This window comes from Candidatus Propionivibrio aalborgensis, from assembly GCF_900089945.1.
Classification (GTDB): domain Bacteria; phylum Pseudomonadota; class Gammaproteobacteria; order Burkholderiales; family Rhodocyclaceae; genus Propionivibrio; species Propionivibrio aalborgensis.
In genome coordinates this window covers 1-15,290 of record NZ_FLQY01000402.1, presented here as the reverse complement: position 1 = coordinate 15,290, position 15,290 = coordinate 1, and the positions used below count along the sequence as shown (strand labels likewise).

The 15,290-nt window shown below is 60.3% G+C and carries 9 protein-coding genes; 6 read left to right on the top strand and 3 right to left on the bottom strand.

Going from position 1 to position 15,290, the window contains the following annotated elements:
- The first annotated feature begins 379 nt into the window (after positions 1 to 379).
- Both PROAA_RS18570 and PROAA_RS18565 read left to right on the top strand, forming a co-directional pair.
- A complete protein-coding gene (locus PROAA_RS18570; RefSeq protein WP_186412777.1) occupies positions 380 to 1,546 on the top strand; it encodes an ATP-binding protein in 1,167 nt (388 codons plus the stop codon).
- Positions 1,543 to 3,858: an AAA family ATPase gene (locus PROAA_RS18565; protein WP_186412776.1), complete on the top strand. Its 2,316-nt coding sequence runs from the start codon at positions 1,543 to 1,545 to the stop codon at positions 3,856 to 3,858. Before PROAA_RS18570 ends, PROAA_RS18565 begins: the two co-directional genes overlap by 4 nt.
- Positions 3,859 to 3,905: 47 nt before the next feature.
- Here the strand turns inward: PROAA_RS18565 and icmF are convergent, their stop codons facing one another.
- On the bottom strand, positions 3,906 to 7,172 hold the full coding sequence (icmF, locus tag PROAA_RS18560) for a fused isobutyryl-CoA mutase/GTPase IcmF (protein ID WP_186412775.1): 3,267 nt from the start codon (positions 7,170 to 7,172) through the stop codon (positions 3,906 to 3,908).
- 300 nt (positions 7,173 to 7,472) lie between these two features.
- On the opposite strand from icmF, the gene PROAA_RS18555 reads away from it, so the two are divergent.
- Positions 7,473 to 8,456 carry an AraC family transcriptional regulator gene (locus PROAA_RS18555; protein WP_245664355.1) on the top strand — a complete coding sequence of 328 codons (984 nt, stop codon included), beginning with the start codon at positions 7,473 to 7,475 and terminating at the stop codon, positions 8,454 to 8,456.
- Positions 8,457 to 8,497: 41 nt separating this feature from the next.
- Here PROAA_RS18555 and PROAA_RS18550 read toward each other — a convergent pair whose 3' ends face one another.
- Positions 8,498 to 9,259: a slipin family protein gene (locus PROAA_RS18550; protein WP_186412773.1), complete on the bottom strand. Its 762-nt coding sequence runs from the start codon at positions 9,257 to 9,259 to the stop codon at positions 8,498 to 8,500.
- Positions 9,256 to 10,761, bottom strand: a complete 1,506-nt coding sequence (locus tag PROAA_RS18545; protein ID WP_245664354.1) for an NfeD family protein — start codon at positions 10,759 to 10,761, stop codon at positions 9,256 to 9,258. The genes PROAA_RS18550 and PROAA_RS18545 overlap by 4 nt, the downstream gene beginning before the upstream one ends.
- A gap of 154 nt (positions 10,762 to 10,915) precedes the next feature.
- Between PROAA_RS18545 and PROAA_RS18540 the strand changes: the two genes are divergently transcribed.
- The 3 genes from PROAA_RS18540 to PROAA_RS18530 form a co-directional block, all read left to right on the top strand.
- Positions 10,916 to 11,701, top strand: coding sequence for a class I SAM-dependent methyltransferase (locus tag PROAA_RS18540; RefSeq protein ID WP_186412772.1), 786 nt, complete (start codon positions 10,916 to 10,918; stop codon positions 11,699 to 11,701).
- Between the two features lie 171 nt (positions 11,702 to 11,872).
- Positions 11,873 to 15,001 carry a transglycosylase domain-containing protein gene (locus tag PROAA_RS18535; RefSeq protein WP_186412771.1) on the top strand — a complete coding sequence of 1,043 codons (3,129 nt, stop codon included), beginning with the start codon at positions 11,873 to 11,875 and terminating at the stop codon, positions 14,999 to 15,001.
- A gap of 88 nt (positions 15,002 to 15,089) precedes the next feature.
- Positions 15,090 to 15,290 (top strand): enoyl-CoA hydratase-related protein (locus tag PROAA_RS18530; RefSeq protein ID WP_425394038.1); only part of this gene is annotated, 201 nt, incomplete at its 3' end.

Genomic DNA, 15,290 nt, shown 5'->3' with positions numbered 1-15,290 from the left:
GTTCCCTGCAGTCCTGTTCGAGGTGGGTATTATGGACTGCCTCGAAAGCAGTACGCAAATCGCTGCCACGCCTCAACGTTGATTCAATGGCTTTTTGGGTTTTGCAGCGGCCGAATCGAACGGGGGAACCAATCCGCAACTTCCAGCAAGTCGGATTACGGCGCGCATTTCACTGCGGTTATTGGCCTTGGCCGAGTCGTTTGCACCGTGTCAAAGTGCCGGATTGCTTTCAGAATCATCGCACGGGTTTTCAACGGTAGGACTAGCTGCTTTTGCGCAGGCGAGTACCAACATCGCAGCCATATCAAAACCGCTTTACAACAAACCCGCTGTACATCTAAAATGTTGTACATCAATATTGTTGTATATGAGGCTTGGCATGAAATTGACTATAGGAAATCCCGTCGTAGGTGATGACTTCTTCGACCGTGAACTGGAACAGCGCCAGATATGGCGCAAGCTTGAGAGTAATCACTTATTGATGCTCGCGCCGCGGCGCATCGGCAAGACATCGCTGATCTACCGTCTTTGCCAGGACTCGCAGACGCATCGTTTTTTCAGTCTGCATTGCAGCTTTGCCGGTTGCGAAGACGAGCGTAACTGCGTACAGGAGCTTTTCAAGGCGCTCCACATTCTGCATACCACAGGCCAGAAAGCCAGCAAGCTATTTGACGGCATCAAGTCGATAAAAATTGCCGGTACCGGCATCGACTGGACAAACGAGAGGTCCGATAGCTGGCGATCCGCGGGGGAGGAAATCGGCACAGCTCTAGCGGCCAGTGAAGACAACTGGCTGATCTGTATAGACGAGTTGCCGGTCTTCATCGTCAAACTGCTCCAGCAAGGCGAGCCGGGTCGCCAGCGCGCCCGCACTTTTCTCTACTGGTTGCGCGAACTGCGGCAAACCCATTTTCAGCGTATCAAGTGGCTGCTGGCGGGCTCCATCGGCCTCGACACCATGGCTGCGCGATTGCTCATCGGCGACGCGATCAACGACCTCGAACCGTTCAAGCTCGATGCGTTTTCGCAAGATTCGGCAAGCCGTCTTCTCGCTGAACTGGCTCACAGCTATGAACTTCCGCTCGACTCCGCCACCATCGAGCATCTGCTAAAACGTATTGGATGGCCGGTACCCTACTACCTGCAGTTGATGTTCAGCCATCTGCGCGACGCCTGTCTGGACGAGCAGACCCAACCGTCGCCGACCGCCGTCGATGCGGTATTCAACAAGTTACTCGGACAGAGCTATCGCGTGCATTTCGACTATTGGCGGCAGCGACTCGATGACGAACTCGGGCAGCCCGAGGCCGGCTACGCCACCCGAATTCTCGATCTGATTTGCGCCACGCCTGAGGGCATGACTTCCGACGCGCTGGCGCAAGCGTTGCAACCGCAGATTGCCGATCCGGACGTGCGCGGCCGCATGCTGCGCCATTTGCTGCAGATTCTCGAAAACGACGGCTACCTCGTCCGCCACGGAACTGATCACTACGCCTATCGCCTGGAATGGCTGCGCATGTACTGGTTGAAGGAGCTGCGCGCATGAACTCACCGAGTCAGCCCTACAGCTACAAAGCGCCAGCGCTCTACAACCCGCGCCTGTGGAACGCCAACGAAGTTCGCGCCTACTACGTCGCCCGTCCCGCCCTGCTGGAGCGTATCGTCGACGACCTCAAACGCGAGGATGCCAGCAACCATCCCCAGCACCGCCTGATCGTCGGCTTGCGCGGCATGGGCAAGTCGACCCTGTTGCGCCGCATCGCCGTCGCCGTCGAGGACGACGTTCAGCTCAATGCATCCTGGCTGCCGTTGAGCTTTCCCGAGGAGCAATACAACGTCGCCAGCCTGAGCGATTTCTGGCTCAACTGCCTCGACGCGCTGAGCGACCTGCTCGAATCCCGTGGCCAGGTTGCCGAATCCAACGAACTCGACGCCGATGTCGAGCAAATCGACCGCAAAGACGGCGAAGGAGCGCTCGGCGCGCTGTTACGCTCGGCCGGCACCTTGCAACGCCGTCTGTTGCTGCTGGTCGACAATGTTGATCTCGTCTTCGAGCGCATCAAGACCGAAGACTGGAAGCTGCGCGAGGCCCTGCAGGCGCATCCGGAAATTCTCATCGTCGGCGCCAGCGCCAAGGTGCTCGAATCCACCTACAACTACAAGGCGGCCTTCTACGACTTCTTCAAGATCGACGAGCTGCGCGGCCTGAGCGAGATCGAGATGCGCGACACCATCCTGAATCTCGCCCGTCTCGCCAAGGCAGAACACATTATCGAACGCGTCGATGCCGACCCGGCGCGTCTGCGCGTGCTACACACCCTCACCGGCGGCAACCCGCGTACCGCGGTCCTCCTCTACAGCGTTCTCCTAAAGGGTATAGACGGCGATGTGAGATCCGACCTCGAAGGCTTGCTCGACGAAGTCACGCCGCTCTACAAGGCGCGCTTCGAGGAGTTGCCGCCCCAGTCGCAGCAATTGCTCGACAAGCTCGCCCTCCACTGGCACCCCGCCAGCGCCGCCACGCTGACCAAGCAACTCGGCTGGAAGGTCAATCTCGTTTCCGCGCAGCTTGATCGGCTCATCGGTGCCGGCATCGTCGAGCGCGTGAAGGCACCAAAGAGCAAGCGCCTCAATTTTCAGATTGGCGAACGTTTTTTCAACATCTGGTATTTGATGCGCACCAGCCGCCGATTGCGAAGGCGGCTGATCTGGCTGGTCGAATGCCTGCGAGGGCTTTACAGCAACGAGGAACTCCAGGCGATGGCCAGGCGCCGAATGGCTCAAGCGAGCGAGAACGCACGCGATGCCGAAACCCTGGTCGCACTGGGCGACGCCGTGGACGATCCTATCTTCAAGCGCGCACTGATCGACTGTGCGCTTGAACTGCTGGTGAAGACCAATGATGACCGTACCCTTGCCGAACTATTCGATCTCGACGGCACCGAATCGGACATCAAAATACGCCACTGCCATATTGAACTGGGCCAAGTCTTGAATCAAATGCGCGAAGAACAACACGAGAATTCCTCTCGCCGGGAATGGCTGGAAACAGCAGTGTTTAGCGCCTCTGACAATGCGGCATTACTTGACGCGTTGCTCGATGGAGCGGGAGTCAAGCGCGACCCCGTTGACGCTGATGCTGTCTATACAGTTGTGCGATCCGTATCGTTGCGGACAATCCAGCAATTCGGTCCCAAGGCGGCCCGCCTCTTGGCCAGTGCGACGCAGAACGGACAAGCTACCCGAATCTCAGATCGCGAAGGCATGGCTGCCCTAACACTGCGACTAAACGCTCCCTATTTGATCGCACTAGCCAAAATGTTCGATTACGAAACACCAAGTCAAATTGCACACAAGGAATTCGAGGCAAATGCGAAGGCACTCCTCGACTATGACGACGCAGGCTTTTTTCCTTGGGCGTTCTTGGCATTTTCCCGGTCCGATGAAAAGAAGTTCGCTAATGCCGCTTCCGCAGCAAAACGAGCCATCGAAATCGATGGTATACCGTTTGCTGTTGCGTCTTCCTGTAGCACAATCATTGCTGCAGACGACACATCGAATCCCTTGCCGTATTTCCTAAAAGCGCTCGCCAAGTTAAGGCCCGAGGACACAAAAGAAATAGAATCGCTAACCCTAATGGCAGAAATTGTCCTCAGGTTAGGAAAGGAGGCATTGCTCTTGACCGCGTTGGATTCCGCATTTCCCAACGGCGAACTGCTGCCTTTCCGCGAGGCTCTCAACGCTGCCGTTGAGAAGGACGCCTCTCTGCTCGAACTGCTCGCGCCCGAGGTCAGGGAGCCGGCAACGCAGTTTCTGGCGATGATCGCGCCCAAACTACTGCAGCCGCTGGCGGAATAAGCACGCAGTGCATGGCGACGAAGCGCCGCACCGCCAACCCCGGCTTTCTACATGCTGCGCCGGTACTGCCCGCCGACGTCGTAGAGCGCGGTGGTGATCTGACCGAGCGAACAGACGCGCACTGCATCGATCAGTACGGCAAAGACGTTACCGTTGTCGATGACGGCTTGCTTGAGGCGGTCGAGCATGGCCGCCGACGCGTCGGCGTTGCGCTGGTGAAAGTCTTGCAGGCGGGTGATCTGCGACTGCTTCTCTTCTTCCGTCGAACGCGCCATTTCGATCTCGATCTGCGCATCGCCCTTCGGGTTGCGGAAGGTGTTGACGCCGATAATCGGGTACGACCCGTCGTGCTTCTTGCTCTCGTAGTAGAGCGATTCTTCCTGGATCTTACTGCGCTGGTAACCGCTTTCCATGGCGCCGAGCACGCCGCCGCGCGAGGCGATGGCTTCGAATTCCTTGAGTACGGCTTCTTCGACCAGGTCGGTCAGCTCGTCGATGATGAACGAACCCTGATTCGGGTTCTCGTTCATCGCCAGTCCCCATTCGCGGTTGATCACTAGCTGGATGGCCATGGCGCGGCGCACGCTCTCCTCGGTCGGCGTGGTGATCGCTTCGTCATAGGCGTTGGTGTGCAGCGAGTTGCAGTTGTCGTAGATGGCGATCAGCGCCTGCAGCGTCGTGCGGATGTCGTTGAAGGACATTTCCTGCGCGTGCAGCGAACGCCCCGAGGTCTGGATGTGGTACTTGAGTTTCTGGCTGCGCTCGTTGGCGCCGTACTTGTTCTTCATCGCGATCGCCCAGATGCGGCGGGCGACACGGCCGATCACCGAGTATTCCGGGTCCATGCCGTTGGAGAAGAAGAACGAGAGGTTGGGCGCGAAGTCGTCGATCTGCATGCCGCGCGCCAGATACGCTTCGACGTAGGTGAAGCCGTTGGCCAGCGTGAAGGCCAGTTGCGAAACCGGATTGGCACCGGCTTCGGCGATGTGATAGCCGGAAATCGACACCGAGTAGAAGTTGCCGATGTCGTGATGTACGAAGTACTCCTGGATGTCGCCCATCATCTTCAGCGCGAATTCGGTCGAGAAGATGCAGGTATTCTGGCCCTGGTCTTCCTTCAGGATGTCGGCCTGCACCGTGCCGCGCATCGACGCGAATACCCATTCTCGGATTTTCTGCGCTTCGTCTTCGGTCGGCTCGCGTCCGTTGTCCAGCTTGAACTTGTCGATCTGCTGATCGATCGCGGTGTTGAAATAGAACGCCAGGATGATCGGCGCCGGCCCGTTGATTGTCAGCGAGACCGAGGTGGTCGGCGCGCACAGATCGAAGCCGTCGAACAGCACCTTCATGTCGTCGAGCGTGGCGATCGAGACACCCGAATTGCCGACCTTGCCGTAGATGTCCGGCCGCTCGTCGGGGTCACAGCCATAGAGCGTCACCGAGTCGAAGGCCGTCGACAGCCGTTTGGCCGGCATACCCTCTGAAACCCGCTTGAAGCGACGATTGGTACGGAAAGCGTCGCCCTCGCCGGCAAACATGCGCGTCGGGTCTTCGTTCTCGCGCTTGAAGGCGAAGACGCCGGCGGTGAAAGGGAACGAGCCGGGGATGTTCTCCTTCATCAGGAAGCGCAGCACTTCGCCTTCGTCTGCATAGGTCGGCAGCGACACCTTGCGGATTCGCGAGCCGGAAAGCGAGGCGTTGGTCAGCTTGGTTCGGATTTCCTTGTGGCGGATCTTCACCACGTATTCGTCCTGCGCGTAGAGTTCGACGGTTTTCGGCCACATTTCAAGCAGCTTCTTCGCCCGCGGATCGAGCTGGCCGTCCTTCAAGGCAATCAGTTCATCAAAATCTGCGGCCGCCTTGCCGCAGCCTTCGAACAGCGTCTTGGACGTTTTCAGCGATTGCCGCTCGCGGGCAATGGTCGCCTGCTGCGCCGTATGGACGTGATAGTCGCGCACCGCTTCGGCGACCTCGGCCAGATAGCGCGTGCGCTGCGCCGGGACGATGGCGTGCTGGTCCGACGAATGGCGGACCGAAACAACGGGCAGCTTGCCTGGCTTTGCTTTCAGGCCGAAGGACTGCAGTTTCGGCAGCAGCGCCTGATACAGCGCCGTAACGCCATCGTCATTGAAGCGGGCGGCCATGGTGCCAAAAACCGGCATTTCCGCGACAGCGGTGCCGAAGGCTTCGTGATTGCGCTGGTACTGCTTGCGCACGTCGCGCAGCGCATCGTCGGCGCCCTTGCGGTCGAACTTGTTGATTACCACGAAATCGGCGAAGTCGAGCATGTCGATCTTTTCCAGTTGCGAGGCGGCTCCAAATTCCGGCGTCATGACATAGAGCGAGACGTCAACCAGCGGAACGATGGCGGCGTTGCCTTGGCCGATGCCGGAGGTCTCGACGATGACGAAATCGAAGCCTGCCAGCTTGCACGCGGCAATCACCTCGGGCAGCGCTGACGAGATTTCGGATCCGGTGTCGCGCGTGGCCAGCGAGCGCATGTAGATGTTCGGATGCTCAATGGCGTTCATGCGGATGCGGTCGCCCAGCAGCGCGCCGCCGGTCCGCTTGCGCGAGGGATCGATCGAGACGATGGCCAGCTTGATGCTGTCGTCCTGGTCGAGTCGGAAGCGGCGCACCAGTTCGTCGGTCAGCGAGGACTTACCGGCACCGCCGGTGCCCGTAATGCCGAGCGTCGGAATTTTGAGTCCCGCCGCATCCTTGATGATTTGCCGGCGCAGCGATTCGTCATAGGCGCCGTTCTCCAGCGCCGTGATGATGCGCGCCAGACTGCGGCGGTCGCCGCTCTTCAACGCGCCCAGTACCGCCTCCGGATTTTGCGGTGCCAGCGTCGTGAGGTCGGTGTCGGACTGCGCCACGAGGTCGTTGATCATCCCCTGCAGGCCCATTGACTGGCCGTCTCCCGGCGCGTATAGGCGGGTCACGCCGTAGTCGTGCAGTTCCTTGATCTCGGCGGGTACGATGACGCCGCCACCGCCGCCGAAAACCTTGATGTTCTCACCGCCACCGGCCCGCAGCAGGTCGATCATATATTTGAAGAATTCGAGATGCCCACCCTGGTACGAGGTGATGGCGATGCCCTGAACGTCTTCCTGCAGCGCCGCGTTGACGATCTCCTGCACCGAGCGGTTATGCCCCAGGTGGATCACTTCCGCACCGGTCGCCTGCAGGATGCGGCGCATGATGTTGATCGACGCGTCGTGCCCGTCAAAGAGTGCGGCAGCACTGACGAAACGCACCTTATGTTTGGGCTTGTAGGGGACGAGGATCTTGGCAACGGAAAGGTCGGTCATCAGGGGCTGGCTCCACGAGAATCAAAATAAATGCAGGTGTACTCATCATAGAAAGCCGGCGTCAATAAAGCCATTGCCCGTGATGCCGTCAACCATGTAATTATTGCCAAAGTAGAATATCCTGCAAATACACGGTTTTATGAGCCTCAAATGACCGATCCTGATAAATCTGCCAAGCTGGCGTCGAGCGCGCGGCGCGAAGCCACCCGCGCTGGCGGCCTTCTGACCGGCGCCCTGAGCGGCGCCTCACCCAGCGTCCATTCTCCGCGGGCGACGGTGGCCATCGGCTTTGTGCGGGGCATGCTGTCGGGCCTGTGTCACCAAGGTATCGATCCTGTGCCATTGCTGGAAGCCGCTGGCATCGCGGCAACAGTAATCGAAGACCCGGCGGCGCGCGTGCCGGTCGACCGCTACGCAGCGCTCTACACCTTACTCAACCGCCAGCTAGACGACGAAGCGTTCGGATTGTTTGCCACGCCGATGCGCTGCGGCAGCTACGAATTTCTCTGTCGCAGCGTCATCACGGCGCCGACGCTGGCCGATGCGCTGGAACGCAGTTCGCGCTTCCTGCGCCTGGTGCTCCCCGATCTTGCCGTATCGCTTGAGCGCGATCGCGGCGAAGCGCGGCTCCGCATCGTCGAAACCCGCCCGCTCAACATCGGACGCGTTTTCGCATTCGAATGGCTGTTGCGTTTGCTGCATGGCCTGAGTTCCTGGCTGGTGGGCATCCGCATCGTGCTCGACGCGGCCACCTTCCCTTATCCGCGCCCAGCACACGCCGACGACTATGCGCTGATCTACACGGCAACCTCGAAATTTGCCGATGACGCTGCCGGTGGAGCGCTGATCGCCACCTTTGCCGCCAACCTTCTCGACCTGCAGATTCGCCGCGATGAGGCGGCATTGAAATTATTTCTTGTCGGCGCACCTGGCAAGTTGACGCTGCTCTACCGCCGCGATCGCGAGATGGTGCTGCGCGTTCACAACTGCCTGCGCAACGCCTTGCCGGAAGCCAAGCCGCTCGCCGAAGTCGCCCGGGAATTGCATCTGTCGCCACGTACCTTGCACCGACGGCTCGAAGACGAAGGGTCGAGTTTTCAGGGGGTCAAGGATGCCCTGCGCCGCGACCTGGCGATCGACAGGTTGAACAAAACGCAACAACCGCTTGCACGTATTGCCGCTGATCTCGGCTTCGCCGATCCATCAGCCTTTTACCGCGCGTTTGTGAACTGGACGGGGATGGCGCCGGCACATTATCGGCGGTGCCTGCGGCGCACGATGTGATTGCTGTCGCGGCGGTCCGCACGGCGCGTCATCACGCTCACCTACTTTTCCTTGGGCTTCAGGGCGGCGAGCAGGTCAAGCGGCAAGGGCAGGACGACCGTCGTCGCCCGGTCGCCGGCGACTTGAGTCATCGTTTGCAGGTAGCGCAATTGCATCGCCTCCGGGCGCTGCGCCAGCGTCGTGGCCGCTTCGAGCAAAGCCGAAGCGGCCTGCTTTTCACCTTCGGCATGAATCACCTTGGCGCGCCGCTCGCGCTCGGCCTCGGCCTGGCGGGCGATGGCACGGATCATCGTCTCGTTGAGATCGATGTGCTTGATCTCGACATTGGTGACCTTGATTCCCCATGAATCGGTCTGCGCGTCGAGGATCTTCTGTACATCGAGGTTCAGCCGCTCGCGTTCGGCGAGCATTTCGTCGAGTTCGTGCTTGCCAAGAACGACGCGCAGCGTCGTCTGTGCAAGCTGCGAGGTGGCCATCAGGAAGTCCTCGACCTGGATGATTGCCTTCTGCGGGTCGACAACGCGGAAGAAGACTACGGCATTGACCTTGACTGACACGTTGTCGCGCGAGATTACGTCCTGAGGTGCGACGTCCATCGTCACCACGCGCAAGTCGACGCGCACCATTTGCTGAATGCCGGGTACAACAATCACCAGTCCGGGACCCTTGACCTTCCAGAAGCGGCCGAGTTGAAAGACGACGCCACGCTGGTACTCGCGGAGGATGCGTAGCGAACTGAACAGCAGGATCAGCAACAAAGGCAGCAGGATGCTGCCCAGGCCCAGGTTGAGGTCAAAGATCATCGCAGCTCTCCTTGTGATGGCGGGATATCGTCGATAGGGGAAACCTCAAGCGTGAGGCCGTGCAGGGTGTGTACGCGCACACGCTGACCCAGCGCCAACGGACTCGCGGAACGCACCTGCCAGCGTTCTCCATGGATCAGTGCCCACGCTTTGCCGTCTTCAACGGCCTGGACTTCACCAGTGGCTCCGATCAATTCTTCCGAACCACTGACCACCGGCGCGTGGCGCGCGCGCAGGGCCATGCCGCCGCCGAGCAATACGACCGCTGCGGAGCTGGCTGCCAGGCCGAAAAGCAGCGGCAGCGGTACGCCGAGGCCGGGCACGTCGCGATCGAAAAGCAGCAGGCCGCCGGCAATGAAAGCAACGACTCCGCCGACACCCAGGATGCCAAAGGTTGGCGTCAGCAGTTCGGCAGCCAGCAATCCGAAACCCAGCACGATCAATCCCAGACCGGCGTAGTTTACCGGCAGCATTTGCAGCGCAAACAACGCGAGCAGCAGACAGATCGCGCCCACCGTGCCGGGAACGCCGAATCCCGGCGACGAAAACTCGAAAATCAGCCCGTAGATACCAATCATCATCAGGATGATCGCGAAGCTCGGTTTGGCGATTACCGACAGCAGTCGATGGCGCGCGTCGGGCAGCAACTGCTGTGTCGTCAGGCCGCGCGTGGCCAGCTTCAAACTTCCTGCCTGCATGTGCACGGTCCGGCCGTCGATTTGGGCCAGCAAGTCGGGAATATCGGGCGAGACGACATCAATAACCCGCTCACTCAGAGCCTCGGAAGCGGTCAGGGTGACCGCCTCGCGAACAGCGCGTTCGGCCCATTCGGCGTTTCGTCCGTGAAGCTGCGCCAGCCCACGGATAAACGCGGCAGCGTCGTTCACCTGCTTGGTCTTCATCGTGTCGCCCGAAGCGGGAATGGTGGCCGGAACGTTTTCTGGCTTGGCTTGCGTCTTGGCTTTGGCCGTGTCAGCCGGCGTGGACGGCTCCGTTTCCGGAGTTTCCGGGCGTGACGGTGCGCCGGGCAGGCCGATCGATACCGGGGTGGCCGCGCCGAGCGTGGTTGCCGGCGCCATCGCCGCAATGTGGCTGGCGTAAAGGATGTAGGTGCCGGCGCTAGCCGCCCGCGCTCCCTGCGGGCTGACGTAGGTTACAACCGGCACCGGCGACGCCAGAATGGCCTGGATGATCTGGCGCATGGCGATGTCCAGCCCGCCGGGGGTATCGATCCGCAATACGACCAGCGGCGCGCCTTCTTGTTGCGCCCGCTGCAAGCCGCGCACGATGTAGTCAGCACTGGCCGGGCCGATCGCGTCCTGAACGGTGAGAACAAGCGCCGGGTTACCAGCCACCGCTCGTGCCATTCCAAACGATAGGGTCAGGAGCGTGAGAAGGGCCAGCAGCGGCAGAAACGTGCAAAGAACCCCGCCCAGCAAGCGCCTTCCGGCAGCGTCGCGAGCTGGCCAGTGTCCAGCAAGGCGTTTTAGCAGCATGTTCATCAGCTTCCCATTTTGTTGGTATGGTTGATGATCGAACGCTTGTCAAGAACAACAGCGCGTGCGGCTCGTTGCGCAACGCAGCCCGTCCTGCAATGCGGCGAAGGAAATTTTGACAGCCCTGTGACGCGTGTTCCGACATCCAGGATAATGCGTCATGCCCGATCGAGACACGCCCACAGCCGACACTGAGAGCACGCTGCTCCACGAAGCCAACGGCGAGCTGTCGCTGCACTTTAATTTTCCGACCATCCAGAGCCGTATGCTCAAGGTAGACCCCGACCGGCTGGTACTCGATTACACGCGCACGATGATGGGTTTTCTGCTGCTGCAGCCCAAACCGAAGCGCATCGTGATGATCGGCCTCGGCGGCGGGTCGCTGGCCAAGTATTGCCGGCGCATGTTGCCCGACAGCGAATTCATTGCCGTAGAGCTTTCCGAAGAGATCATCGCCCTGCGCGACGAATTTAGAATCCCGCCGGACGGCCCCCGCTTCAGCGTACTCTGCGGCGATGGCGCAGAGTACCTGCGAAGCGATGCCGGGTTGGCTGACGTGTTGCTGATCGACGGCTTTGATAGCGAAGGACAGCCCCCCAGTCTGTGCAGCCCCGCCTTTTACGGCGACTGTTACGCCAAGCTGAATGCCGGCGGTGTTCTGGTGGTCAACCTGTGCGCCAACGACAGCGCTTGCGGTTGCTATGTCGGCCGAATCCGCAGTGCCTTCGACGAAAAGTGTGTCGTCGTCAACGCCGAGGACGGCGACAACAAAATCGTTTTTGCCCAGAAGTGCAATACGTTTCCTCCCGGCTTCAACGAACTGACCGAACGTCTACGCAAACTCGAAACGATTCATCGCGTCGACCTCGACAAGACCGCGCAAGGCATGCTGCGACAGGAAAGAAAGCGTCGCTGGGGACGAAAAGCAACAAAGCAAAAAGCGTGAGTCAGAACCCATCGAAAAATTTTCCAACTTGGCAACAATTGCAGCAATATCGGACGTCAGGCCGACCGGCATTCGGCGATAATAGTGGCGGTATTCGATTGGCCACTGCGGATCGGCCAATTCGGTGGCACAGTGTTTTTGAGTGATGCTTGTAATCGGATGAAAGAAACAATGGAAGGCGAAAGCTTCCTCACCAGCACGACAATCAGGAAAAAACGGAAACGCCGAGTCATCTTCTGGACTGCGACCGCCTTGGTGTCCGCTCTGGCGATCGGGACGGCAGTCTGGCTCGAAGCCCGTGATTCTTTCCTCCAGGCGCATTACTTCTCCGAATTTGCGCGCGGCATCGATTGGCAGGTGCAGGACGGACCCGACTCGGACCTCTGGCTGCCAACGTCCGGTCCTTACAGCGCCCGTCTCGGATACACCCAGATGAAGGAGATCGTGCCGCGTCTTGTTGCAGCCGGCTATGACGTCAAAGCCCAGGCGCGGCAATCCGACGAATTTCGCAGTATCACCGGCCGGGGCTATTACCCGATCTACCGCGAAAAGACGCAGGCAGGACTGACTCTGCTCGATCGCAACGGAAAACCGATCTATGACAGCCGCTATCCGGAACGGCAGTACGCCTCGTTCGAGGCTATCCCGCCGGTGCTCGTTGACGCTTTGCTCTATGTCGAAAATCGCGATTTGCTCGACCCTGAACACTCCCGGCGTAACCCGGCAGTAGATTGGGGGCGCTTGAGCCGTGCGGCACTGGGCCAGACCATGCGCGCCCTCGACCTCGAAGGAGGGCGAGCCGGCGGCAGCACACTGGCAACCCAGATCGAGAAATTCAGGCATTCGCCCGGTGGCCGCACACGCGATGCCGATGACAAGTTGCGACAGATGGTTTCCGCCTCGTTGCGCGCCTATCAGGGTGGCGAGGAAACATTGGCTGCCCGAAAACGCATCGTTCTGGACTATCTCAACTCGGTGCCGCTTGCCGGAGTTGCCGGCTACGGTGAGGTCATCGGCCTGGGCGATGGCCTATGGGCGTGGTATGGCCGCGACTTCGAAACGGCCAACCGTTTGCTGTCCGACCCGAATTCCGATCCGGCTGCTCGAGCCGAGGTTTTCAGGGAAGCGCTGTCGCTGATCGTCGCGCAGCGCCGTCCATCCGGTCTCCTGCTCAATTCGACGCAACGTCTCGACAGTCTGACCGACAGCTACCTGCGCCTGCTCAGCAACGACGGTGGCATTCCGGAAGCCTTGCGCGACGCGGCGCTGCACACCCGGTTGGCGCCGGCGCGGCGAGTGAGTTCAGGCGAAGCGGTGTCTTTCGTCGAACGCAAGGCCGTCAACGATGTTCGCGGCACACTGGGCGAGTTGCTCGGAGTCGAGGATTTATATGCTCTGGACCGTTTCGATCTGGAAGCGCGTACCACGCTGGATGCGGAAGCACAGTCTGGGGTCACCTCGTTCCTCGGTCGCCTCGCCGAAACGGATTATCTGCGCTGCGCCGGTTTCAAGGCACATCGCATGCTCGACCGCGGCGATCCGGCCGGCGTCAATTACAGCTTCACCCTTTACGAAAAGGCGCCTCTCGGCAATGTCCTGCGCGTACAGGCGGACAATCTGAATCAGCCGCTCGATATCAACGCCGGCACCAAGCTCGACCTGGGCTCGAGCGCCAAGTTCCGCACGCTGATCTCATACCTGAACGTCATTGCCGACCTGCACCAGCGGTACGCCGAACTGGACACGGAAGGCCTGGACGGCGTCGCCACCAAGCCCAGCGACCGGCTGAGCGTCTGGGCCATCTCCTATCTGCGCGGCAGCAAGGACCGCAGCCTGACACCGATGCTCGAAGCGGCTATGGAACGGCGTTACTCGGCCAGCCCGAGTGAGACCTTTTTTACCGGTGGCGGCGTGCACCGCTTTTCCAACTTCAAGCACGAAGAGGACGACAAGAATCCGAGTGTGGCCGAGGCACTGGAACAGTCGGTGAATTTGGCTTTCATCCGGATCATGCGCGATATCGTGCACTATTACGCCTACGAGGCGGTGGATGCGCCGGCACGCGCGTTGCGCGAGAGCGACGAAAACGGCGGCAAGGAAGCGCGGCAGGATTTCCTCAATCGTTTTGCCGAACGCGAAGGCATTGGCTTCCTGCGTACCTTCTGGCACAAGTACCGCGATGTGGCACCAGGGGAACGCCTCGACGTGCTGGCCGATTCCGTACCCGCGCGCCAGTCAACGCTGGCGGCGGTTTTCCTGGGCGTGCAACCGGAAAGCGACTTTGACACTTTTCTGGCCTTCATGCGCCAACGCCTGGGAAGCCGGGCGGGCACCGACGCCGGCCTGCGCCGACTCTACGACAATCATGCGACGCGCAACTATGATCTGTCCGACCAGGGTTACCTGGCGCGCATACACCCGCTTGAACTCTGGCTGGTTCGCCACCTGCACAGGTACCCGAACGCCAGCCTGCACGATGTCGTTGCCGATAGCGTCGACGAGCGCCGCGAGGCCTCGCGCTGGTTGTTCGCCAGCCGCTTCAAGCATGCCCAGCAGGTGCGGATCGATATCATCGTCGAGGTTACCGCGTTCGAAAGCATTGCTGCCGAGTGGCGCCGGCTGGGTTATCCCTTTGAGCATCTGGTTCCGTCATTGGCGACCTCGATCGGCAGTTCGGCCGATCGCCCGGCAGCACTCGCCGAATTGATGGGTGTCGTGGTCAACGATGGCATACGGCGCCCAACCGTGCGCATCGATCAGATCCGCTTGGCCGCCGAGACGCCGTTCGAAACCCGGCTCGAGCGTCGATACGAACCGGGAGCACGTGTACTGCCGGCCGAAATTGCGCAGGTGGCGCGACGTGCCTTGTTGCGCGTGGTCGATAGCGGCACCGCCCGGCGCGCGAAGGGCGCCTACCTGGATGATGACGACAAGCCGATTCCGGTGGGGGGCAAAACGGGGACCGGCGACCACCGCTACCAGGTTGTCGGTGCGGACGGCACAGTCATCAGTTCGCGCGTGATGAACCGTGCAGCGACTTTCGCCTTCTACATCGGCGAGCGTTTCTACGGCGTCGTGACCGCCTTCGTGCCTGGTGCCAAGGCGGCCAACTATGACTTCACTTCGTCATTGCCGGTAAAGATTCTCAAGGAACTGCAGCCAGCGTTGCAGCCGTTGATCACAGGGAAGGCAGTCGCTCCGGGGCGTTGCGACGAAACGCCCCAGCGCCTTGTGGAGTCAAAGCAAGCCGAGCCAGCGCCCAAGTCGCGCTCAAAGGAAACGGACAAAACGGGCGATTGATTTACTGCAGCTTTAAATGGAAACTGCTAAGGCTTGACGGGTAGATCCGGTAATTTTGCAGGAGGCCAGAAAATGAACACCGAGACGCATCAGGAAGGGCATCGCCACGGCACTCGGCCGCAAGCTGGCGCTGGAAATGCTGCTGACCGGCGACTTCATCGACGCGCCGACTGCGCTGCAACAAGGGTTGATCAACCGTGTCGTGCCCGTCGACGCGCTCGACGCTGAAGTCGACAAGTTCGCGCAATCGATAATCGCCAAATCTTCGCTGGCCATCGGCATGGGCAAG

Coding starts and splice junctions, on each gene's coding strand:
- PROAA_RS18545 (WP_245664354.1), bottom strand. CDS start 10,761: ATGAACATGCTGCTAAAACGCCTTGCTGGACACTGGCCAGCTCGCGAC.
- PROAA_RS18565 (WP_186412776.1), top strand. CDS start 1,543: ATGAACTCACCGAGTCAGCCCTACAGCTACAAAGCGCCAGCGCTCTAC.
- icmF (WP_186412775.1), bottom strand. CDS start 7,172: ATGACCGACCTTTCCGTTGCCAAGATCCTCGTCCCCTACAAGCCCAAA.
- PROAA_RS18570 (WP_186412777.1), top strand. CDS start 380: ATGAAATTGACTATAGGAAATCCCGTCGTAGGTGATGACTTCTTCGAC.
- PROAA_RS18555 (WP_245664355.1), top strand. CDS start 7,473: ATGCTGTCGGGCCTGTGTCACCAAGGTATCGATCCTGTGCCATTGCTG.
- PROAA_RS18540 (WP_186412772.1), top strand. CDS start 10,916: ATGCCCGATCGAGACACGCCCACAGCCGACACTGAGAGCACGCTGCTC.
- PROAA_RS18535 (WP_186412771.1), top strand. CDS start 11,873: ATGGAAGGCGAAAGCTTCCTCACCAGCACGACAATCAGGAAAAAACGG.
- PROAA_RS18550 (WP_186412773.1), bottom strand. CDS start 9,259: ATGATCTTTGACCTCAACCTGGGCCTGGGCAGCATCCTGCTGCCTTTG.